Genomic DNA, 19,629 nt, shown 5'->3' on the forward strand with positions numbered 1-19,629 from the left:
CAAAAAATATGTCGACTGACACTCCGCTTTCGCGAGCAAGCCCGCTCCCACAGTGAAGTGATGTCGCCCTCTGAATTTTTGTGGGGGGTTTGGGGGGGCTTTGGCCCTTGACTGTTGGTTCAAACATGGAGAGATCGGGATGGTATTTTCATCCAACGTGTTCCTGTTTCTGTTCTTGCCGATCTTTCTCGGCTTGTACTACCTGAGCGGGCAACGCTATCGCAACCTGCTGCTGCTGATCGCCAGCTACGTGTTCTACGCGTGGTGGCGGGTGGACTTCCTGGCGCTGTTCGCCGGCGTCACCCTGTGGAACTACTGGATCGGCCTGAAAGTCGGCGCCGCCGGCGTGCGCACCAAACCGGCCCAGCGCTGGCTGCTGCTCGGCGTGGCGGTGGACCTGTGCATCCTCGGCTACTTCAAGTACGCCAACTTCGGGGTCGACAGCATCAACGCGATCATGACCTCGATGGGACTTGAGCCGTTCATCCTGACCCACGTGCTGCTGCCGATCGGTATCTCGTTCTACATCTTCGAGTCGATCAGCTACATCATCGACGTCTACCGCGGCGACACCCCGGCCACCCGCAACCTGATCGACTTCGCGGCGTTCGTGGCGATCTTCCCGCACCTGATTGCCGGTCCCGTGCTGCGTTTCCGTGACCTGGCCGACCAGTTCAACAACCGCACCCACACCCTCGACAAGTTCTCCGAGGGCTGCACGCGGTTCATGCAGGGTTTCATCAAGAAGGTGTTCATCGCCGACACCCTCGCCGTGGTGGCCGACCATTGCTTCGCCCTGCAAAACCCGACCACGGGCGATGCCTGGCTCGGCGCGCTGGCCTACACCGCGCAGCTGTATTTCGACTTCTCCGGTTACAGCGACATGGCCATCGGCCTGGGCTTGATGATGGGTTTTCGCTTCATGGAAAACTTCAAGCAGCCGTACATCAGCCAGTCGATCACCGAGTTCTGGCGCCGCTGGCACATCAGCCTGTCGACCTGGCTGCGTGACTACCTGTACATCACCCTCGGCGGCAACCGCAAAGGCACGCTGATGACCTATCGCAACCTGTTCCTGACCATGCTGCTCGGTGGTCTGTGGCACGGCGCGAACATCACCTACATCGTCTGGGGTGCGTGGCACGGCATGTGGCTGGCGATCGAAAAAATGCTCGGCCTCAACACCGCGCCGCGCAGCCTCAACCCGATCCGCTGGGCGCTGACGTTCCTGCTGGTGGTCATGGGCTGGGTGATCTTCCGTGCCGAAAACCTGCACGTTGCCGGCCGTATGTACGGCGCGATGTTCAGCTTCGGCGACTGGTCGCTGTCGGAACTCAACCAGGCCAGCCTCACCGGCCTGCAAGTGGCGACCCTGGTGGTGGCTTACGTGACCCTGGCGTTCTTCGGCCTGCGCGATCTGTACACCAACCAGCCGCCGGCCAAGAGCAAGGCTGAAGTCAACGTCGAGGCCAATGGCCCGGCCACGGCGACTCCGGGAATGATCAAGGCAGCCCCGGGCGAAAACCCGGCGAGCATCCACGAGCCTGGCTACACCGTCGGCGTCGAAGCCCAGGTGCAACCGGCCTACTGGACCGCGGACTGGTCGCGCTACGTGATGCGCGGGCTGATCCTGCTGCTGTTCATCGCCTCGATTCTCAAACTCTCGGCGCAAAGCTTCTCGCCGTTCCTTTACTTCCAGTTCTGAGGGATCTGACATGACCCGCTCATTACGCATCTTCTACATCGCGCTGTTTCTGGTGACCCTGCTGGTGCTCGGTCTGTGGTCGGTGCGCAGCTTCTTCGGCTTCAGCACCAACGCCGATGCGACGGTGCTCAACGGTCGCTGGACCAAAGCCGTGGAAACCCACTACGACGACGAATTCCCGATCAAGCGCCTGGGCACCAACCTCTGGGCCGCGCTGGATTTCAAACTGTTCAACGAAGGTCGTCCGGGCGTGGTGCTCGGTCGCGATCAGTGGTTGTACAGCGATGAGGAATTCAACCCGATCGTCAACGAAGAGCTGAACCTGCAAGGCAACTACGCGCTGGTCGAAGGCGTGCGCCAGACCCTGAAAGAGAAAGGCGTGAAACTGGTGATGGCGATCGTGCCGGCCAAGGCTCGCCTGTACCCGGAACACCTGGGTGAAGTGAAACCGGCAAGCATCCACGCCAACCTCTATCAGGACTTCCACGCCCGTGTCGCGGCGGACAAGATCCTCGCCCCCGACCTGCTCGGCCCGCTGCAAGCGGCCAAGCAGAACGGTCAGCAAGTGTTCCTGCGCACCGACACCCACTGGACCCCTGAAGGCGCGGAAATCGCCGCCAACACCCTGGCCAGGACCATCGCCGACAAGTTCCCGCTCAGCGGCGAGCCGCAGCGTTTCGTCACCACCCCGGCGGAGAAGGTCACGCACAAGGGCGACCTGCGTCTGTTCCTGCCGCTGGATCCGCTGTTCGAAAACCTGATGCCGGCCAAGGAACCGCTGCAAAAGCGCAACACCGTGGCCGTCGAACAACCTGCCGGGGACGACGCCCTGTTCGCCAACAGCGAAGTGCCGGTGGCCCTGATCGGCACCAGCTACAGCGCCAACCCGAACTGGAACTTTGTCGGTGCGCTCAAGCAAGCGCTGCACAGCGACGTGGTCAATTACGCCGAAGACGGCCACGGCCCGATCCTGCCGATGCTCAGCTACCTGAAAAGCGATGACTTCAAGAACAGCCCGCCACAGGTGCTGATCTGGGAGTTTCCTGAACGATATCTGCCTGTGAACAACGAAATCGGCGACGCCGACCCACAGTGGGTCGCAGAGCTCAAACAAGCCGGTGCTCGCCAACAAAACGTAGCCATCAACACTAAATCCGAGACGCCCGATCGGGCGCAAAACTGAAAGAGAGGTACACCATGACTTTCACTACAACTCCTCGTCGTCTCGCTAAACGCATTGCTCTGGTTGCGGGTCTGAGCGTGCTGTCGGTCCAGGCCTTCGCCGGTGGCGACGCTGCGCTGTACGGCCCGACTGCACCGAAAGGCTCGACCTTCGTGCGCGTCTACAACGCCAGCAACGCTGAAGTCAGCGCCACCGTCGGCAGCACCAATCTGAGCGACGTCGCGCCGCTGGCCAGCAGCGATTTCAGCTTCATGCCGGGCGGCGACTACAGTGCCAAGGTCGGCAGCCAGACCCTGCCGGTCAAACTCGCCGGTGACCACTACTACACCCTGGTCAACAACGCTTCCGGCGCGCCGCAACTGATCGAAGAACCGCCGTTCAAGAACAAGCAGAAATCCCTGGTTCGCGTGCAGAACCTCAGCGACAAGTCGCTGACCCTGAAGACCGCCGACGGCAAGACCGACGTGGTGCCGAACGTGGCCGCCAAGGGCCGTGGCGAGCGTGAAATCAACCCGGTGAAAGTCAGCCTGGCGCTGTACGAAGGTGACAAGAAAGTCGGCGACGTCAAACCAGTCGCCCTGGAGCGCGGTGAAGCAGCCGTGCTGTACGTCACCGGCAACGGCAGCAACCTGTCGCCAGTCTGGGTGAAACGCCCGGTGTCGACCCGCTAATCCTTTTCTGAACTGACGCCGTTCCCCCCCTGTGGGAGCGGGCTTGCTCGCGAAAGCGGTCCGACATTCAACAGATATGTCGACTGATGCACCGCCTTCGGGAGCAAGCCCCCTCCCACCCTTGACCGGGTTGTCAGTTCGGCTACGAGACAACAACAAGAGTGAAACGACACAGGTTCGTGGCTCTAACCCAATCGAATTAATGGAGTAAACAATATGATTCCGGTGATCTTGTCAGGTGGTAGCGGCTCACGTCTTTGGCCGCTTTCGCGCAAGCAGTTTCCCAAGCAGTTCCTCGCCCTGACCGGCGAACACACACTGTTCCAGCAAACCCTCGAGCGTCTGGTGTTCGAAGGCATGGACACCCCGATCGTGGTCTGCAACAAGGATCACCGCTTCATCGTCAACGAGCAGTTGGCCAGCCGCAATCTGGAATGCCAGCGCATCCTGATGGAACCCTTCGGTCGCAACACCGCGCCGGCCGTGGCCCTGACCGCGATGATGCTGGTCAATGAAGGTCGCGACGAATTGATGCTGGTACTGCCGGCCGACCACGTTCTGGAAGACCAGAAAGCCCTGCAACGCGCCCTCGCTCTGGCCACCGTCGCCGCCGAAAACGGCGAGATGGTGCTGTTCGGCGTGCCGGCCACCAAACCGGAAACCGGTTACGGCTACATCAAGTCCACCGGTGATTCGCTGCTGCCGGAAGGCGTCAGCCGCGTCTCGCACTTCGTGGAAAAACCCGACGTCAAACGCGCCACCGAGTACGTAGAGTCCGGCGGTTATTACTGGAACAGCGGCATGTTCCTGTTCCGCGCCAGCCGCTTCCTCGAAGAACTGAAAAAGCATGATCCGGACATCTATGACACCTGCCTGCTGACCCTCGAGCGCAGCCAGCAGGATGCCGACACCGTCACCCTGGACGAAGCCACCTTCGCCTGCTGCCCGGACAACTCCATCGACTATTCCGTGATGGAAAAGACCCAGCGCGCCTGCGTGGTGCCGCTGACCGCCGGCTGGAGCGATGTCGGCTGCTGGTCGTCGCTGTGGGAAGTCAACGAGAAGGACGCCAACGGCAACGTCAGCAAGGGCGACGTGGTGATCCAGGACAGCAAGAACTGCATGATCCACGGCAACGGCAAACTGGTGTCGGTGATCGGTCTGGAAAACATCGTCGTGGTCGAAACCAAGGACGCCATGATGATCGCCCACAAGGACAAGGTCCAGGGCGTCAAGCAGATGGTCAACACCCTCAACGCCCAGGGCCGCAGCGAAACCCAGAACCACTGCGAGGTGTACCGTCCGTGGGGCTCGTACGACTCGGTGGACATGGGTGGCCGCTTCCAGGTCAAGCACATCTCGGTCAAGCCGGGCGCGTGCCTGTCGCTGCAGATGCACCACCACCGCGCAGAACACTGGATCGTGGTCAGCGGAACCGCCGAAGTGACCTGCGACGAGAACGTGTTTCTGCTCACTGAAAACCAGTCGACCTACATCCCGATCGCCTCGGTGCATCGCCTGCGCAACCCGGGCAAGATCCCGCTGGAAATCATCGAAGTGCAGTCGGGCTCATACCTGGGCGAAGACGATATCGAGCGTTTCGAAGATATCTACGGTCGCTCCACCCCGGTCGAACGCGGCGTGTCGGTGAAAACCATCGCGCAGTAAGCGTTCCGTAACAAGAAGCCCCCGTCCAGCCCGCTGCGTCCCCTATCCGCAGCGGGTTGGGCGGGGGCTTTTTCAATTCAGGCAGACGAATGCTGCCGGGGTGCGTGAGACTTCGCCAGTGCCCCTCGTTTGAGCGACTGCCGCTTGCCGGCATAGGGCGTCGGTGCAACAAGCTCGATGAAGTCCTGATTCCGGTTCAGCGCGTGAACAACGACCGGAGTTTGCGCCGACAACTCGGAAACCTTTTCGAAGACCTCCGCCGTTGCATCATTGGATACCGCCAGTTCGTCCTTGATCGCCTGCATTCTGAATTCCAGCATGTCGATCACCACTGGCGTTTGTTCGTAGGCTTCACTCAGTGTCGCTGCATCCAATCCTTGCGAGGCATGGTAAAACTCAATCCCCGTTCTTATAAGGCCCGGTACCTCCGAACCCAGCTCGCCACCCACCTTGTCAATCGCTTTATCGACCACCACTCTGGTGAGCCGGGCGCGTCCTTCGGGTGTACGTGGATCCGATGCCGCGAGCTCGAATCCCAGCGTTGCCAGGCCCGGTCTCTTTTTCGGCTCGACGCTTTCGATGAAAGCCTTGGGATTCATTTCATTGCCTTTGAAATTGATCGCGCGATCCAGTTGATAGGCGTCCACCACTTTAGACACAAGGCGGTCTGCTGCCATTGACGCAGCCTTTTCCCCGGCAGCGGCACCCAATTTCGCACCACCCGGACCCAACAACCCGCCAATGGCGCCCCCTGCTGCGGAGCCTGCCGCGCTGGCGCCGGCGCTGAATGCGGAACTGCCCAACTGCGTGATGATGCGCCTGCCCAGCGCCTGAAAACGTTGACGGGCATACAGGTGATTCATGATGGAGTTGCGGGTGTTCGCAGCGGCCGATGAGACTGCTGACAACAAGGCCTGCTGTTTGTCCACACTATTGTTCAATTCAGCGGCTTCGGTTTTGCCGCCACCGTCGCTGTCGAAAAATGTGACCGGTGAATTGGCGACCATACAGTACAGATTGAGCCCGTCGATCATGCCTTTGGGGTCCGGATTCAACCAATGCTGTAACCACGGGATGTAGTAGCGCAGACCAAAGTAGTCGAGCCCGGTCGCATCACGCTCCTTGCCCGAGTAACGGATGTATTTGTAACTGAATTCGCCGTCCTGCCAGGCGCTGGTACCGAAAGGGTGAAACTTTTCGCGACTGATCATCGTACCGTCATCGGCGGTTTCCAGACTGACCGAGCCCAGGTGATCGACATGCTGGTATCGATACTGATTGTTGATGCCCGAGGACGGTGAGCTCTCCCAATGCAGTACCCGGACACCGCCGGCGACGATGACCTGTAGCCGTTCGCCGGTGCCGTTGTCGGTGCGCAATTCCAGTCCAGGCAAATAGCGCACATCGGCAACCAGGGTTCGGGCATTGGTTAACAAGGAGCGGATCTTGCGTACCCGCTGACTGCTGCCATCGTAGAGATAGGTCTCGTTGTCATTGATACCGGAAGCACGCTCGACTGGGCTGACCGATTGCAGTTGATTACGCAGGTTCCAGCTCAACATCCGCCCCGGTTCCAGCTGCAGCAAGTTGCCTCTTCGATCGTATGCAGCTTGGATTTGTGCATCGGTAGGCGGCGTGACTTCGTATGGCAGACTGCGGTTGCTGTAGCTCGCCGGTTGCAGTTTGCGTCCGTGGCTTTGTGGTCCGACATGAATCAGCTTGAGCAGGTTGCCGCTCCAATCATATTTGTAATCCTGCTGAAACTTGCTGACCGCCGCCGGATCGACGCGGCCCATCGATTGCGGGCCCTGACTGGCACGCCCGGCTTCCCACCCGAACGCCATGATCAATTGGTAAAGACTGTCGTAGACCAGGCAACTGACCGGCTCTATGCACTGGTTGGCGAAGTAACGGATCGGCATTGCCTTGTCTTCAATCCGCAGGACATTGCCCATCCTGTCGTATCCATAAATCAGGTGTTGCAGCACGAGACCGCGGGCGTCTTCGGTCCGCAGGCACAACAGACGATCGTCCTCGGGACGATAGGTCCGGGTGGTGTGCACACCGTTGCCGGCAGTTTGCTGCGTGACATTGCCTTGCGCGTTGTAACGAATGTCAGTGACCAGGATCTGCTCACGCTCCCCCTTCAACTGAAGGCGGCGTTCGCGCAAACGGCCATCAACGGTCAGCTCGAATGTATGCCGGTTGTCTCGGGCATCCGTCTGTTCCAGCACATCCCCCAATGCACCATGGCGCCACCGCGACAGCTCACCGGCGCCTGGCTCCAGCAGCCGCGCACGCTCCGCCTCCTGCTCCGGCCAGTCGGGTGTCAGCGGATCCAGCGTGAAGTGCCGGGTGTCCTCGGTGCATGCACCGCTGATTGCAAACGCGTTGAACAGTACGCTGCCGGCCGGATGGTCATGGCGGATCAGCTGACCGAACTGGTTGCGCGACGGGTCCCCGCTGCCGGGATGACCGTAGGTCAGGCGCTCGACACAACGCCGAGGCACGCCTGTTCCTTCTTCGAATATCGCGACGGGGCGCAGCAAATTGTCGTGCTCGATCTCGCGCCGCGTCTGACGGCTGTCCCAACTGAACATCGTTTGTGCAGCGAGTCCCTTCAGTTCGATTTGCGTACCGGCATCGACGCTGTCCGAGCGAATCACCGTGGCGTCTAGAGCAAACACCTGCATCAGATTGGCCGGCGTCAGCGGGTCGTCGGCTTGCGACAGCCAAAGTCGCGGGTCCCACTGTTTCAGCGAACGCCCCGCAGCGTCATGCAGGGTGCGGTTGATCCGGGACTCGACCGGTCCGTTCTCGATGTCTCGACAATAGTCGACCGTGCGCACCACCAGGCCGCGCGGGTCGACCACAGACATCCTCGGCGTATTGATGTGCACACTCATGGAGCGCGCTCCCCGCGTGACCGGCATTTCTTGCCTCGGATAGCTGAGCATGCGCGACACTCGTCCGACTACTGTCAGAAATTACAGTCCCGACCGACGGCACCCTACTCAATCCGCGAATGTCCATTCCCGCGCCCCTTCGGTAGGATGGCAGGCACAAGTTCAAGGAGTGTTCGAACATGTTCATCGGCGTCTTGCTGGTCATCACCTGGCTGATCCTGCTGTTGCGCTACCCGGCCAAGGCCCTGCCGGTGTCGATGGCCGCCGCTGTGGGCCTGGGGCTGGTGGCGATGTGGGTGGTGTGGCTGGACAACCGCGAGGTCAAGCAACTGGCGCGCCTTGAACTGCGCATTGTCTATGCCCCCGAACACTGCCCCGCCGACCGTCCGCTGCTGCTCAAGTTGAACAATGGTAACGACGTGCCGCTGACCGAACTGCGCTGGCGCATTGCCGCGTATGCGCCGGGCGACACCGTGAACCTGGCCGACAATCAATACGCCGCCCCGCGCTATCGCGGCCCCGGCGAATTGCAGCCCGGCGGTAACTGGGAAGACTGCTTGCCGATGCCGCCGTTGCGTCCTGGTTATCGCCCGCAAACCCTGGAGTTTCGCGCCGAGCGATTGCAGGGTAGTTTCTCCGACTGATCCCCTCTCCCACTGTTTTGCACAAGGAATGCGCCATGCCCGTTGCGTTGATTACCGGTTGTTCCAGCGGCATCGGCCGCGCCCTCGCCGATGCATTCAAAGGCGCCGGCTACGAGGTCTGGGCCAGTGCACGCAAGGCTGAAGATGTCGCGGCGCTCAGCGCGGCCGGGTTCACGGCCGTGCAGCTCGACGTCAATGACAACGCAGCGCTGGAACAACTCGCCGAGCGGATCAACCAGCAACACGGCGGCCTCGACGTGCTGATCAACAATGCCGGTTACGGCGCCATGGGGCCGCTGCTCGACGGCGGTGTGGCGGCCATGCAGCGCCAGTTCGAGACCAACGTGTTCTCGATTGTCGGCGTAACCCGTGCACTGTTCCCGGTGCTGCGCCGGGCCAAGGGCCTGGTGGTGAATGTCGGCAGTGTTTCCGGGGTTTTGGTCACGCCATTTGCCGGCGCCTATTGCGCGTCTAAAGCGGCGGTGCACGCACTGAGCGATGCATTGCGCATGGAGCTGGCGCCGTTCGGGATTCGCGTCATGGAAGTGCAGCCGGGGGCGATTCAATCGAGCTTCGCCAAGAATGCCGGGCATGAGGCCGAACAACTGATTAACGAACAATCGCCGTGGTTTCCGTTGCGTGAAGGCATCCGGGCGCGGGCCAAGGCGTCCCAGGACAAACCGACCCCGGCCAGCGAATTTGCCGCCGAATTGTTCAAGGCTGTGCAGCAGAGCAAACCGCCACGCCTGATCCGCATCGGCAATGGCAGCCGGGCGTTGCCGTTGCTCGCGACGTTGCTGCCGAAAGGCTTGCTGGAATCGACGTTGATGAAGCGGTTCGGCTTGCGCGCAAAGCTCTGAGACCGAGTTGACGCTTTCGCGAGCAAGCCCGCTCCCACAGGGGAATGCATTCCAAATGTGGGAGCGGGCTTGCTCGCGAAGAAGCCAGGCCAGCCAACACTCAGCCCCAGCCTTTCATGAAATCAATGAACGCCCGCACCTTCAGTGGCAGGTGCCGGGTGTCCGGGTACAGCGCGTAAACCCCTTGCTGGGCGAAGCGGTAATCCGGCAGCAAACGCTGTAATCGCCCGGCATCCAGGTCTTCCTGAATCAGCCACTGCGGCAGAATCGCCACGCCTTGCCCGGTCAGTGCAAAGGCACGCAGAGTCGCGGAGTTGTCCGCGACGATGGCGGTGGTTCCCGGTTTTGGCTGATAGATATGCTCGGTGCCGGCGGGGTCGCTGACCGTCATTTCCGGCACTCGCCCATGCCCCAGCGTCGGCATCGACTCCAGCACCGCCAGCGTATCGACCGGCACAAATCGCTCGACCAGCCCCGGCGCCGCGACGGCAAACACCTCGAACGTCGACAACTGCACGGCCCGCAGATTGGAGTCGTGCATGCGGCCCAGGCGGATCGCCATGTCAAACCGTTCGGAGATCAGATCGGCGTGGGTTGAGGACGTGGACAGGTGAATATTCAGTTGCGGCTGCTGCTGTCGAAACACCTCCAGCGCCGGCACCACCTGAGCCAGCGCGAACTCCACGGTCGTGGTGATGCGCAGCGTGCCCTTGAGTTGCGAGTGTTCCGAACGTGCTTCTTCGATCGCCAGCCGCGCTTCGTCCAGCGTACGCAGGCAACGACGATAAAAACGTTCGCCGGCATCAGTCAGAGCCAATTGCCGGGTGTTGCGGGTGAGCAGGGTGACGCCCAACTCTTCTTCCAGCCGCTTGAGGTTGAAGCTCACCACCGCCCGCGTCTGCCCCAGCGTATCGGCGGCAGCGGTCAGCGAGCCCGCCTCGACCACGGCTTTGAAGGTATCGAATCGATCCAGGCTGACCATGTTCGCTGCACTCCCTGTCAAAATATTTTTGACAAACTAGCAGCCAAACCAGCGTATTTCTATCGCCGCCAGCGCCCTACCCTGCACGCCTCATCACAGGGAAGCTGCCATGGCCTATCGCTCGAAAGTCGCGCTGGTGTATCTGTTGGGGTTCGCCCTCGACCTGCTGAACATGTTCGCCGCCAGCATTGCCTACCCGGACATCGCCGCGCAGTTGCACGCTTCGGTGACGCAACTGGCCTGGATCACCAACGCCTACATGCTCGGGCTGACGCTGATCATTCCGATGAGTGTGTGGCTGGCTGCACGGGTCGGCGAGCGGCGGCTGATTCTCGGTTCGCTGCTGCTGTTCGGGGTCGCCTCCGGGCTCATCGCTCAGGCCGGTTCGATTGAAAGCCTGATCGGTTGGCGACTGCTGCAAGGGCTGGGTGGTGGATTGCTGCTGCCGGTGGGCCAGGCGCTGGCCTATCGAGAGTTTCCGGCGACACAACGTGCGCACTTCACGGGGGTGGTTTTGCTCGTGGCGCTGATGGTGCCGGCGCTGTCGCCGGCGGCGGGTGGTCTGATCGTCGAGGCGTTGTCGTGGCGCTGGATTTTCTACCTGAACCTGCCGGTGGCGCTTTTCGCTTTCGGTCTGGGCCTGCGCTGGTTGAAAGCGGATCAGGCTGCGAGTGAACGCCCGACACTGGACGTACGCGGCCTGCTGCTGGCGGCGTCCGCGCTGTGTCTGTTGCTGATCGCCGTCAGTCTGGCGAGCGCCCCGGCCACCCGCCATCTCGCGGGTGGTGTCCTGCTGCTCAGCGTCATGACGGTGTGCTTCTACCTGCGCGATGGCTGGAACAAACCGGGTGCGGTGCTTGATCTGCAACTGATCAAGAACCCGTCATTGCGCCTGGCGATGCTGATCTATCTGTTCGTGCCCGGCATCTTTACCGGCACCAATATGATTGCCGTGTTGTACCTGCACGATCTCGGTTTCGGCGCAGCACAAACCGGGGCGCTGATGCTGGCCTGGGCGGCGGCCTCGGGTGTGGCGATCATGCTGGGCAAACGCTGTTTCAACCGGACCGGCCCCAAGCCGTTGCTGATCGCCGGCATGCTGCTGCAATCCCTGGGCATCGTCGTGCTGATGCAGATCGACCGACCTGCAAGCGGCCCGTTGATCCTCGCCTACGCCCTGATGGGATTGGGCGGCAGCCTGTGCAGCGTGACTGCGCAGACCCTGGCGTTCGTCGGCATCACGCCGGAGAAAATGGGCCACTCCAGCGCCCTGTGGAACATCAATCGGCAGCTTGGTTTCTGCCTCGGCGCGGCGCTGCTCAGCTCTTTGCTGGGCGCCTTGGGTACCCACGGTTTCCAATACTGCTTTCTCGCCGCCGCGCTGCTCACCCTGTTGCCGATGGCCGCCGTGCTGCGTTTCGACTCGACGACAGTGCTCAGCCTTCTGCGCGCACCTCACCTTCAGGAAAAATCCACATGACTGACTACACCGACTATTTTGACGAAGTGATCCAGGCCCATGAGGCCATCGAGCGATGGTTTGCGGTGGAAGAAGACGAGGCAGCGCTGGAGCGATTGCTGACGCGTTTTTCGCCACGGTTCTCCATGGTGACGCCACTGGGACGCGTGCTGGATTCCGAAGCCTTGCGTGCGTTGTTTCAAATGGCGGGCGGGAAGAAGAGCGGGTTCCGCATCGAACTCGGCGAACTTACGGGGATTGCCTTGCATGAAGGGGGTGCGACGGTGAGTTACCGCGAACAGCAGACCGATGCAGGCGGGTTGCACACGGATCGGCGCTCGACCGTGGTGTTTGAAAAAACCGAATCCGGACGGGTGATCTGGCGGCATCTGCACGAGACGTTTTGCAGCGAATAGAAGCTGAGTATTCCCTCGTAAGACCGAGTCGCCTGCATCGCGGGCAAGCCCGCTCCCACAGGTATCGTGGCGTACTCAGGATACCTGGACGCCGTGATATCTGTGGGAGCGAGCCTGCTCGCAAATGGCTAGAACGCGGTCTGTCAGTTATCTACTGCGTCCTGCTTCACCACCACGGTGCAAGTGATCCCCGCCGCCAGCAGCACACCCTCCGGCACTTCATCGATGTGAATCCGCACCGGCACCCGTTGCGCCAGGCGCACCCAGTTGAAGGTCGGGTTCACATCGGCGATCAGCTCGCGGCTTTCCGGGTTGTCGCGGTCGTAGATGCCACGGGAAATACTTTCCACGTGGCCCTTGAGGACTTCGCCGCTCATCAGCTGCATGTCGGCTTTGTCGCCAACGCGCACGTGAGGCAGTTTGGTTTCTTCGAAGAAGCCGTAGACCCAAAACGAGTTCATGTCGACCACGGCCATTTTCGCTTCGCCGATGCGCGCGTAGTCGCCGCGATGGACGTTGAGGTTGGTCACGTAGCCGTCCACCGCCGCCCGCACTTCTGTGCGTTTGAGGTTGAGTTCGGCGGCTTCCAGCTGTGCCTGGGCCTGTTGGTAATCGGCCAGCGCCGAGTCGGCGATGTTGCTGGCGTCATCGCGGTTTTCCTTGGAGATCACCAGGTTGTCGAGGTCGGCGCGGCGATGGGCGTTGACCTTGCGCATCTCCCACGTGGCCTTGCGCGAAGCCACCAGCGACTGCGCCTGTTTCACCGCCAGGCGGTAGTGCTCGGGGTCGATCTGCATCAGCAGATCACCTTTCTTCACCAACTGGTTGTCGCGCACCGGCACGTCGACCACTTCGCCAGTGACGTCGGCGGCGACGTTGATGATGTCGGCGCGCACCCGGCCGTCGCGGGTCCACGGGGTGTTCATGTAGTGCTCCCACAACGTGCGGCCGATCCACAGCGCCAGGGCCAGCACCAGCAGGGTCGCGAGCAGGCTGAAAAACTTTTTCATCAGAGCGTTCTCAACGGTAGACAGTCAGCGCCATCGCGCCGAACAGACAGGTAAACAGGCTCAGGCGCAGCAGCGCCGGGTGCCAGAAGAAGCGGTACAGATCGAACCCCGACAGAAACCGGTCCAGCGCCCAGGCCAGTGCCGCAGCGACGAAAAACATCAGGGTCATGGTCGGCATGTACACGCCGTGGAAGGCGATTTCACGAGGCATGGGCAAGTCCTTCGGGCTTGGCGATGGCGTAGGCAGCAAGGGGCGATTGCGGGTCGAGCAACGAGGTGCGGATGAAGTGCAGATAGCTTTTCACCCGCCGCAGTGCCGAGGTATCGAAGTGCGGGGCGAACGGCTCATCGGTGGCGGCGACACGGCTGATCGCGTGATCGACCGCGACCAGCGCGCGCTCCAGATTGCTCGAATTCGGTTGCAGGAACAGCCGCACCAGCGAGCGTCCCATGACCCGGATTGCCTGGCGCCACGGCTGGGATTCGGCATACGCCGGGTGCACCGGCAGGATCGCCTGTTCCTTGCGCAACTCGATGATCGCGTGGCCGACTTCCAGCACCACGAACATCCAGCGCAGCAGGTTTTTCTGCACCTGCGGCTGACCGGCCGCCAGCCCATAGGCCTGATGCATCAGGTCGCGGGTACGGCTTTCGAAACTCGACGCCAGGCCTTTGAGCTTGCCGCTGATCGCGTACACCACTTGCCCGCGCAGATCCTGCTCCAGGCGCTGCCACAACCAGCGGCTGTTCGGCGGCAGAATGATCGCGCCCGCCGCTGCGCAGACCAGCATGCCCATGACCATGGCGATGTAGTCGTTGATGAAGGTGTAGGGGTTGTAGATCGTCAGGTTGTCCGGCACCGAACCGGTGCTGAAAAAGATCAGCAGACCGAGGCCGACGCCGGCGTATTGCGGCCGCGAAGCGAGGAACGAACCGAGCACGATCACCGGGGCGAGCATCACGCACAACAGTGGGAAACCGTCGATCCACGGGAAGATGAAAAACATCTCGACGAAGCCGATCAACGCCCCGAGGAACGTGCCGCAGGCCATCTGGAACGCCATGCGTTTCGGATTCGGTGTGGCGGCGGACAGACCCACGGTGGCCGCGGCGATCAGGGTCATGGTCGCGCCGCTCGGCCACGCAGTGGCGACCCAGTAACTGCCAAGCACGATCAGGATGAATGACGCACGAATCCCCGAAGCCGCTGCAGCCCACCAACTGGTTTGCGGGGTGAACGGCTCGTCCCAGCGCTCGCGTTCGTGGCGGTGATCGGCGAGCGAGGCGTGGGTCTGTGCATAACTGTGCAAGTCATCGACGAAGCGATAGAGCAACTCGTATGCGGTGTGGAAATCCAACTGCTCGGCGTCGCTCGGTTCACTCTCCTGGAAGATCGCCCGCAGGCTGCGCACCCGCGCCGGCAAGCCTTCCTTGTACGCCGCCAGCGCCAGCACCAGACGCGCCGCATCCGGGCTGGTCAGGGCGCGGCCGCTGAAACCGTCGAGTACTTCAGCAAGGTCCTGCAGGCCCGGTTTGATCGCCGCTTCCACATGATCGGCACCGTTGTTGCGCAGGCGTTCGAGCAACTGGTGCAAGGCGTTGAAACGGGTGGTGATGCCCATGAACTCGCTGTTCAGGCGACTGAGCCGACCATTGCGCCGGCGCATGTGCGGGTCTTCGAACACGGTCACGCTGCGCAGCCCTTCCAGCCCCACCGCTTCGGCGATGAAGCGCACGTTGCTGGCCTCGAACGCCTCCGGTTTGCTGCGCCCGCGCAGGCCGTCGGTGACGAACAGGGCGAACACACCGAAGCGCTGATACAAGGCGTTGCGCATCGCGGCACTGGCGGTCTGCGGCAGGATCGCGGCGCTGACCAGGGTCGAGCAGAGAATCCCCAGAGAGATTTCCAGCACTCGCCACACCGCCGCCATGAACGCGCCGTCAGGATGAGCGAGCGCCGGCAGGCCGACCATCGCCGCCGTGTAGCCGGCCAGCACGAAACCGTAGGCGCGGAAGTTACGGCAACGGGCGGCCCCGGCCGAGCAGATGCCGACCCAGATCGCCAGCGAGCCGAGGAACAGTTCGGTGTTCTGGGCGAACAGCGAAATCAGCGTGACCATCATCGCCGACCCGGCCAGGGTGCCGAGGAAGCGATAGAAACTCTTGGCGAACACCTGACCGCTCTGCGGCTGCATGACGATGAACACGGTGATCATCGCCGTGCGCGGTTGCGGCAGTTCCAGACGCATCGCCAGCCACAGGGTGAGGAATGCGGCGATCAACACCTTGAAGATGTAGACCCAGGTCACGCCGTCGCTGCGCGCCCAGTCGAATAAGCCCCGGCGCCATTCCAGGGAGTAGAGCCAGCGTAAAGGTGCGGGCAAGGGAGTCATTTGGTCGTGCTCAAAAATTCAGTCGCACCGGAGAAACTGTGGGAGCGGGNAACACATGGGCTGCCTGACACCCCCTCTTCGCGAGCAAGCCCGCTCCCACAGGGGTTGTGTGTTCAACGCAGGAGGGCCGGGGTTTTCGGTGCCTGGGTTTGTTGTGCCGTCGGCACGTCTTTACCCGCGCCAAGGCCACCGCCCAATGCCGTCACCAGTTCCGCATGCGCACTCAACCGCGCCGCCTGCACTTGCTGCTGAACCTGCTGTTGTTTGAACAGCAAGGTCTGCGCATTGAGCACGTTGAGGTAATCGGTGAGCCCCCGCTGGTAGGCGATCATCGCGATGTCGTAGGTCTTCTGCGCCGTGGCCACGGATTCGGCGGCGAATGTCTGCTGCTTGTCCATCGACTCGCGGCGAATCAACTGATCCGAGATGTTCTTCAGCGCATTGACCAGGGTCTGGTTGTAATGCGCGACGGCGATGTCATAACCCGCCGACGCTTCGCCGAGCTCCGCACGCAGTCGCCCGCCGTCAAAGATCGGCAGCGAGATCGCCGGGCCGACGTTGTAGTTGAGCTTCTTGCCGGTCAGGAACTCCAGCGCCCCGCCGCCGGTGGCCATGTAGCCGAGGCTGCCGACCAGATCGACGTTGGGGTAGAACCCGGCATGCGCGACATCGATTCCGCGCGCCTGCGCCGCCACTTGCCAGCGACTGGCGACCACGTCCGGACGCTGGCCGAGCAGTTCGGCGGGCAGCGCCGACGGCAGTTTGAGCGCTGCGCCAAGGGACAGGGTCGGCCGCTGCAATTGCGTCCCGGCGCCCGGCCCCTTGCCGGCCAGTGCGGCGATCTGGTTGCGGCTCAGGGCGATTTCTTCGTCCAGCGCATCCAGTTGCCGATGGGTTTCCGGCAGCGGGGTTTCGGCCTGGCTGACTTCGAAGTGGGTGCCGATCCCGCCGTTCAGGCGTTTCTGCGCCAGCTCGAGAATCTGCTGTTGCTGCTTGAGCGTCGCCGCGACGATGTCGCGCTGGGCGTAATGCAGCGACAGCTCGATGTAGGCGCGCACGATGTTGTTCTGCAATTCGAGCTGCGCCTGACGCGCCTCGGCCGCGCTCATGTGCGCCAGATCCACCGCACGCTCGGTGCTGTTGCTTTCACGCCCCCAGAGGTCGAGGGCGTAACTGAAACCCAGCGCGGCGTTGTTGTCCCAGGTGGTGCTGTTGGCCAGCTCACCGGGGCCGTAGAACTGATCGGTCGGCCAGTTGTGGCGCTTGAGGGTCGACTCGCCATTGATCTGCAACGACTCGGCGGCCTCGGCGACACCGGCCATGGACCGGGCCTGACGCACGCGCGCGGCGGCCATGGCCAGGGTCGGGCTGCCCTGCACGGCGAGGTCGATCCAATGGCTGAGTTGCGGGTCACCGTAGGCTTGCCACCATTGGGCGGTGGGCCAGTTTGCGTCACGGGCGGCGTGGGCGATGGCCTCGTCGGTGGCCAGTTCATTAGCCTCCAGAGCCTTGCCCTGTGGGGCAATTCCTCCGGTTCCAATGCAGCCGCCGAGACCTAACGAAAGAGCCAGAACACTGAGCGGCAAAAGCGCTCTGTTGATGCGACGCGGCACTGCTGCGAATTCCTGAGGTGGGGGATGTTTCGAGGTGGGCGCAATTCTAGGGGGGCGCAATAACGGCGATAAGCTGGGATTCCTGTGAATCTTTGTTACCGTTAACGAGATAATCCCTTGGTCGGGGGTCTCAGACCCTGAAACTTCGTGTCACAATTTGCCATCTCCCTTGAGAGCACCCCATGGACACTTTGCAAAACATGCGCGCCTTCAGTTGTGTGGCCGAAGCCGGCAGCTTCACCGCCGCCGCCGTGCAGCTCGATACCACCACCGCCAACGTCTCGCGCGCGGTCTCCAACCTTGAGGCCCACCTGCAAACCCGCCTGCTCAATCGCACGACCCGCCGCATCGCGCTCACCGAAGCCGGCAAGCGCTACCTGCTGCGCTGCGAGCAGATCCTCGCCTACGTCGAAGAGGCCGAAGCCGAAGCCAGCGAAGCCCACGCCCGCCCGGCCGGACAATTGAAAGTGCACACCATGACCGGCATCGGCCAGCACTTCGTGATCGACGCCATCGCCCGCTATCGCAAGACCCACCCGGACGTGACCTTCGACCTGACCATGGCAAACCGCGTGCCGGACCTGCTCGACGAAGGCTACGACGTGTCCATCGTCCTGGCTCGCGAGCTGCCGGACTCGGGTTTCGTTTCGCAACGCCTGGGCATCACCTACAGCATCGTCTGCGCCTCGCCGGCCTACGTGAAAGCCAACGGCTGCGCACAGAAACCCAGCGACCTGCTGAACCACGCCTGCCTGCGCCTGGTGAGCCCGGTGATCCCCCTGGAAAAATGGGCCTTCGACGGCCCGGACGGTCAGGAAGTGGTCACTATCAACAGCTCCCCTTTCCTGGTGAACTCCGCCGACGCGATGAAAAGCGCGATCACCAGTGGGATGGGAGTCGGCGTGTTACCGGTGTACGCCGCGATTGAAGGCTTGCGCAACGGCTCGTTGGTGAGGGTGATGCCCAACTACCGCTCGCAGGAACTGAACCTGTACGCGATCTACCCGTCCCGGCAGTATCTGGATGCGAAGATCAAGACCTGGGTCGAGTACTTGCGCGGTTCGCTGCCGGAGATATTGGCGGGGCATCAGGCGGAATTGGCGGCTTATGAGATGAGTGGGAGTCTGGGTGGAGCCAGGCTCGCGAACTGAGTTTACCGTCCTACAGACGGGGTGATTTGGGGGGACGTTTCCGACAAGTCGCGTCGGTTGTCCCTCGGAAACGAGGTGGATAGGCTTTTGGGGGTCGCTGACGCATCAGCGGCCGGGTCTGGAAAACTCGATTTCTACCATCAATGCTCATGGCATACTGCGGCGCTTTTTGAATCGCAATGTTATGGCGGCTGTGCGCGGGAGGCCCTTGGGCCTGCCGGGTTTGGATGGTTTGACCGGTTTTTCCAGTCCGTGCACAGCTGCCACCCTCTCGCCTGGAAAACGAAAGCTGGCAGCTTCAACCCAACAAGCCATCGAGTAATGTTTCCATGAAGAAACCAACGCCGAATCCCCCTGAAACCAACGACACCTCGCCCTACGAATCCGCCGATTCAAACAAACTCCACGACGCCGCCGAACGCGCGCTCGACCACTACCTGAACCCTCTCCCGAAAAAATGCCCCGGCCGCAAACCGAGCGAAATGTTCCAGATTTCACCGGACATGGACGACGAAAGCCTGCTGGCCCACGCCTGCGAATCCCTGGCCTCGGCCAGCGTCATGGCCAGTGACGTGGCAGCCTATGTCGACTCACCACAGCGACACCGGATTCTGGGCATTCAACAAGTCATCATGCTCGCCGAACTCGCCGTGAACCGCGTGCTGGATAACGTCGAAGTACAACGTCATCCCACACACAACTAAACCGCTCTGACCAAACCGACCTGCCAGCGACAACTGCATTCGCTGGCAGCTCGGATGGGACGCAGAGCGTCCCGGGCTGCATTCCCACGCGGAGCGTGGGAACGATCAAGCCAACCCGCATTCGCTGTTCGCTGTTCGCTTCCCACCACTCAAAACGATGAGCGTTAGCTCAAGTATCGCTCTTGACGTGCCGGCCCCATCGGCAGGCTGAGTGGAGGGATTTATCCGGGGGTGGGAGCGCAGCGACCGTGCGGCGCAGCCGCA

At 61.9% G+C, this 19,629-nt stretch carries 16 protein-coding genes; 10 read left to right on the top strand and 6 right to left on the bottom strand.

Translation table 11 applies throughout. From position 1 onward, the window contains the following. Positions 1-139 precede the first annotated feature (139 nt). The 4 genes from ACTJK9_RS26155 to ACTJK9_RS26170 all read left to right on the top strand — a co-directional run bounded on the left by ACTJK9_RS26155 (position 140) and on the right by ACTJK9_RS26170 (position 5,227). Positions 140-1,705, top strand: coding sequence for an MBOAT family O-acyltransferase (locus ACTJK9_RS26155; RefSeq protein ID WP_440817210.1), 1,566 nt, complete (start codon positions 140-142; stop codon positions 1,703-1,705). Positions 1,706-1,715: 10 nt separating this feature from the next. Continuing rightward, positions 1,716-2,888, top strand: coding sequence for an alginate O-acetyltransferase (locus tag ACTJK9_RS26160; RefSeq protein ID WP_085746987.1), 1,173 nt, complete (start codon positions 1,716-1,718; stop codon positions 2,886-2,888). A 14-nt stretch (positions 2,889-2,902) separates the two neighbouring features. Next, positions 2,903-3,559, top strand: coding sequence for an alginate O-acetyltransferase AlgF (locus ACTJK9_RS26165; protein ID WP_085647734.1), 657 nt, complete (start codon positions 2,903-2,905; stop codon positions 3,557-3,559). Positions 3,560-3,775: 216 nt separating this feature from the next. Continuing rightward, on the top strand, positions 3,776-5,227 hold the full coding sequence (locus ACTJK9_RS26170; RefSeq protein ID WP_064382465.1) for a mannose-1-phosphate guanylyltransferase/mannose-6-phosphate isomerase: 1,452 nt from the start codon (positions 3,776-3,778) through the stop codon (positions 5,225-5,227). 77 nt (positions 5,228-5,304) lie between these two features. Here the strand turns inward: ACTJK9_RS26170 and ACTJK9_RS26175 are convergent, their stop codons facing one another. Further along, positions 5,305-8,133 carry an RHS repeat domain-containing protein gene (locus tag ACTJK9_RS26175; protein ID WP_440817214.1) on the bottom strand — a complete coding sequence of 943 codons (2,829 nt, stop codon included), beginning with the start codon at positions 8,131-8,133 and terminating at the stop codon, positions 5,305-5,307. Between the two features lie 179 nt (positions 8,134-8,312). Here ACTJK9_RS26175 and ACTJK9_RS26180 point away from each other — a divergent pair, with 179 nt between their 5' ends. Beyond that, positions 8,313-8,777: a hypothetical protein gene (locus ACTJK9_RS26180; protein ID WP_039769436.1), complete on the top strand. Its 465-nt coding sequence runs from the start codon at positions 8,313-8,315 to the stop codon at positions 8,775-8,777. Between the two features lie 35 nt (positions 8,778-8,812). After that, on the top strand, positions 8,813-9,637 hold the full coding sequence (locus ACTJK9_RS26185; RefSeq protein WP_085611398.1) for an SDR family oxidoreductase: 825 nt from the start codon (positions 8,813-8,815) through the stop codon (positions 9,635-9,637). 100 nt (positions 9,638-9,737) lie between these two features. Here ACTJK9_RS26185 and ACTJK9_RS26190 read toward each other — a convergent pair whose 3' ends face one another. Continuing rightward, positions 9,738-10,619, bottom strand: a complete 882-nt coding sequence (locus ACTJK9_RS26190; RefSeq protein WP_207865317.1) for a LysR family transcriptional regulator — start codon at positions 10,617-10,619, stop codon at positions 9,738-9,740. 109 nt (positions 10,620-10,728) lie between these two features. Here ACTJK9_RS26190 and ACTJK9_RS26195 point away from each other — a divergent pair, with 109 nt between their 5' ends. Together ACTJK9_RS26195 and ACTJK9_RS26200 are read left to right on the top strand one after the other, a co-directional pair. Next, the gene (locus ACTJK9_RS26195; protein ID WP_440817217.1) at positions 10,729-12,099 is read left to right on the top strand and encodes an MFS transporter; all 1,371 of its coding nucleotides are present in this window, start codon (positions 10,729-10,731) and stop codon (positions 12,097-12,099) included. Next, positions 12,096-12,494, top strand: coding sequence for a DUF4440 domain-containing protein (locus ACTJK9_RS26200; RefSeq protein ID WP_085611395.1), 399 nt, complete (start codon positions 12,096-12,098; stop codon positions 12,492-12,494). Before ACTJK9_RS26195 ends, ACTJK9_RS26200 begins: the two co-directional genes overlap by 4 nt. 143 nt (positions 12,495-12,637) lie before the next feature. Here ACTJK9_RS26200 and ACTJK9_RS26205 read toward each other — a convergent pair whose 3' ends face one another. From ACTJK9_RS26205 to ACTJK9_RS26220, 4 genes are all read right to left on the bottom strand, one after another. Continuing rightward, entirely contained in the window at positions 12,638-13,504 is an 867-nt protein-coding gene (locus ACTJK9_RS26205) for an efflux RND transporter periplasmic adaptor subunit (RefSeq protein ID WP_085611394.1), read from the bottom strand. Positions 13,505-13,514: 10 nt separating this feature from the next. Further along, entirely contained in the window at positions 13,515-13,715 is a 201-nt protein-coding gene (locus tag ACTJK9_RS26210) for a DUF1656 domain-containing protein (protein WP_003221811.1), read from the bottom strand. Beyond that, positions 13,705-15,897: an FUSC family protein gene (locus ACTJK9_RS26215; RefSeq protein WP_440817221.1), complete on the bottom strand. Its 2,193-nt coding sequence runs from the start codon at positions 15,895-15,897 to the stop codon at positions 13,705-13,707. The genes ACTJK9_RS26210 and ACTJK9_RS26215 overlap by 11 nt, the downstream gene beginning before the upstream one ends. 113 nt (positions 15,898-16,010) lie before the next feature. Further along, a complete protein-coding gene (locus tag ACTJK9_RS26220) occupies positions 16,011-17,510 on the bottom strand; it encodes an efflux transporter outer membrane subunit (RefSeq protein WP_440817223.1) in 1,500 nt (499 codons plus the stop codon). A 182-nt stretch (positions 17,511-17,692) separates the two neighbouring features. Here ACTJK9_RS26220 and ACTJK9_RS26225 point away from each other — a divergent pair, with 182 nt between their 5' ends. Continuing rightward, positions 17,693-18,661: a LysR family transcriptional regulator gene (locus ACTJK9_RS26225; protein WP_039769420.1), complete on the top strand. Its 969-nt coding sequence runs from the start codon at positions 17,693-17,695 to the stop codon at positions 18,659-18,661. Positions 18,662-18,990: 329 nt separating this feature from the next. Continuing rightward, entirely contained in the window at positions 18,991-19,365 is a 375-nt protein-coding gene (locus tag ACTJK9_RS26230; RefSeq protein ID WP_085611391.1) for a DUF6124 family protein, read from the top strand. Positions 19,366-19,629 lie beyond the last annotated feature (264 nt).

The sequence above is a fragment of the Pseudomonas sp. 22082 genome, assembly GCF_052046055.1.
Lineage (GTDB): Bacteria > Pseudomonadota > Gammaproteobacteria > Pseudomonadales > Pseudomonadaceae > Aquipseudomonas > Aquipseudomonas pharyngis.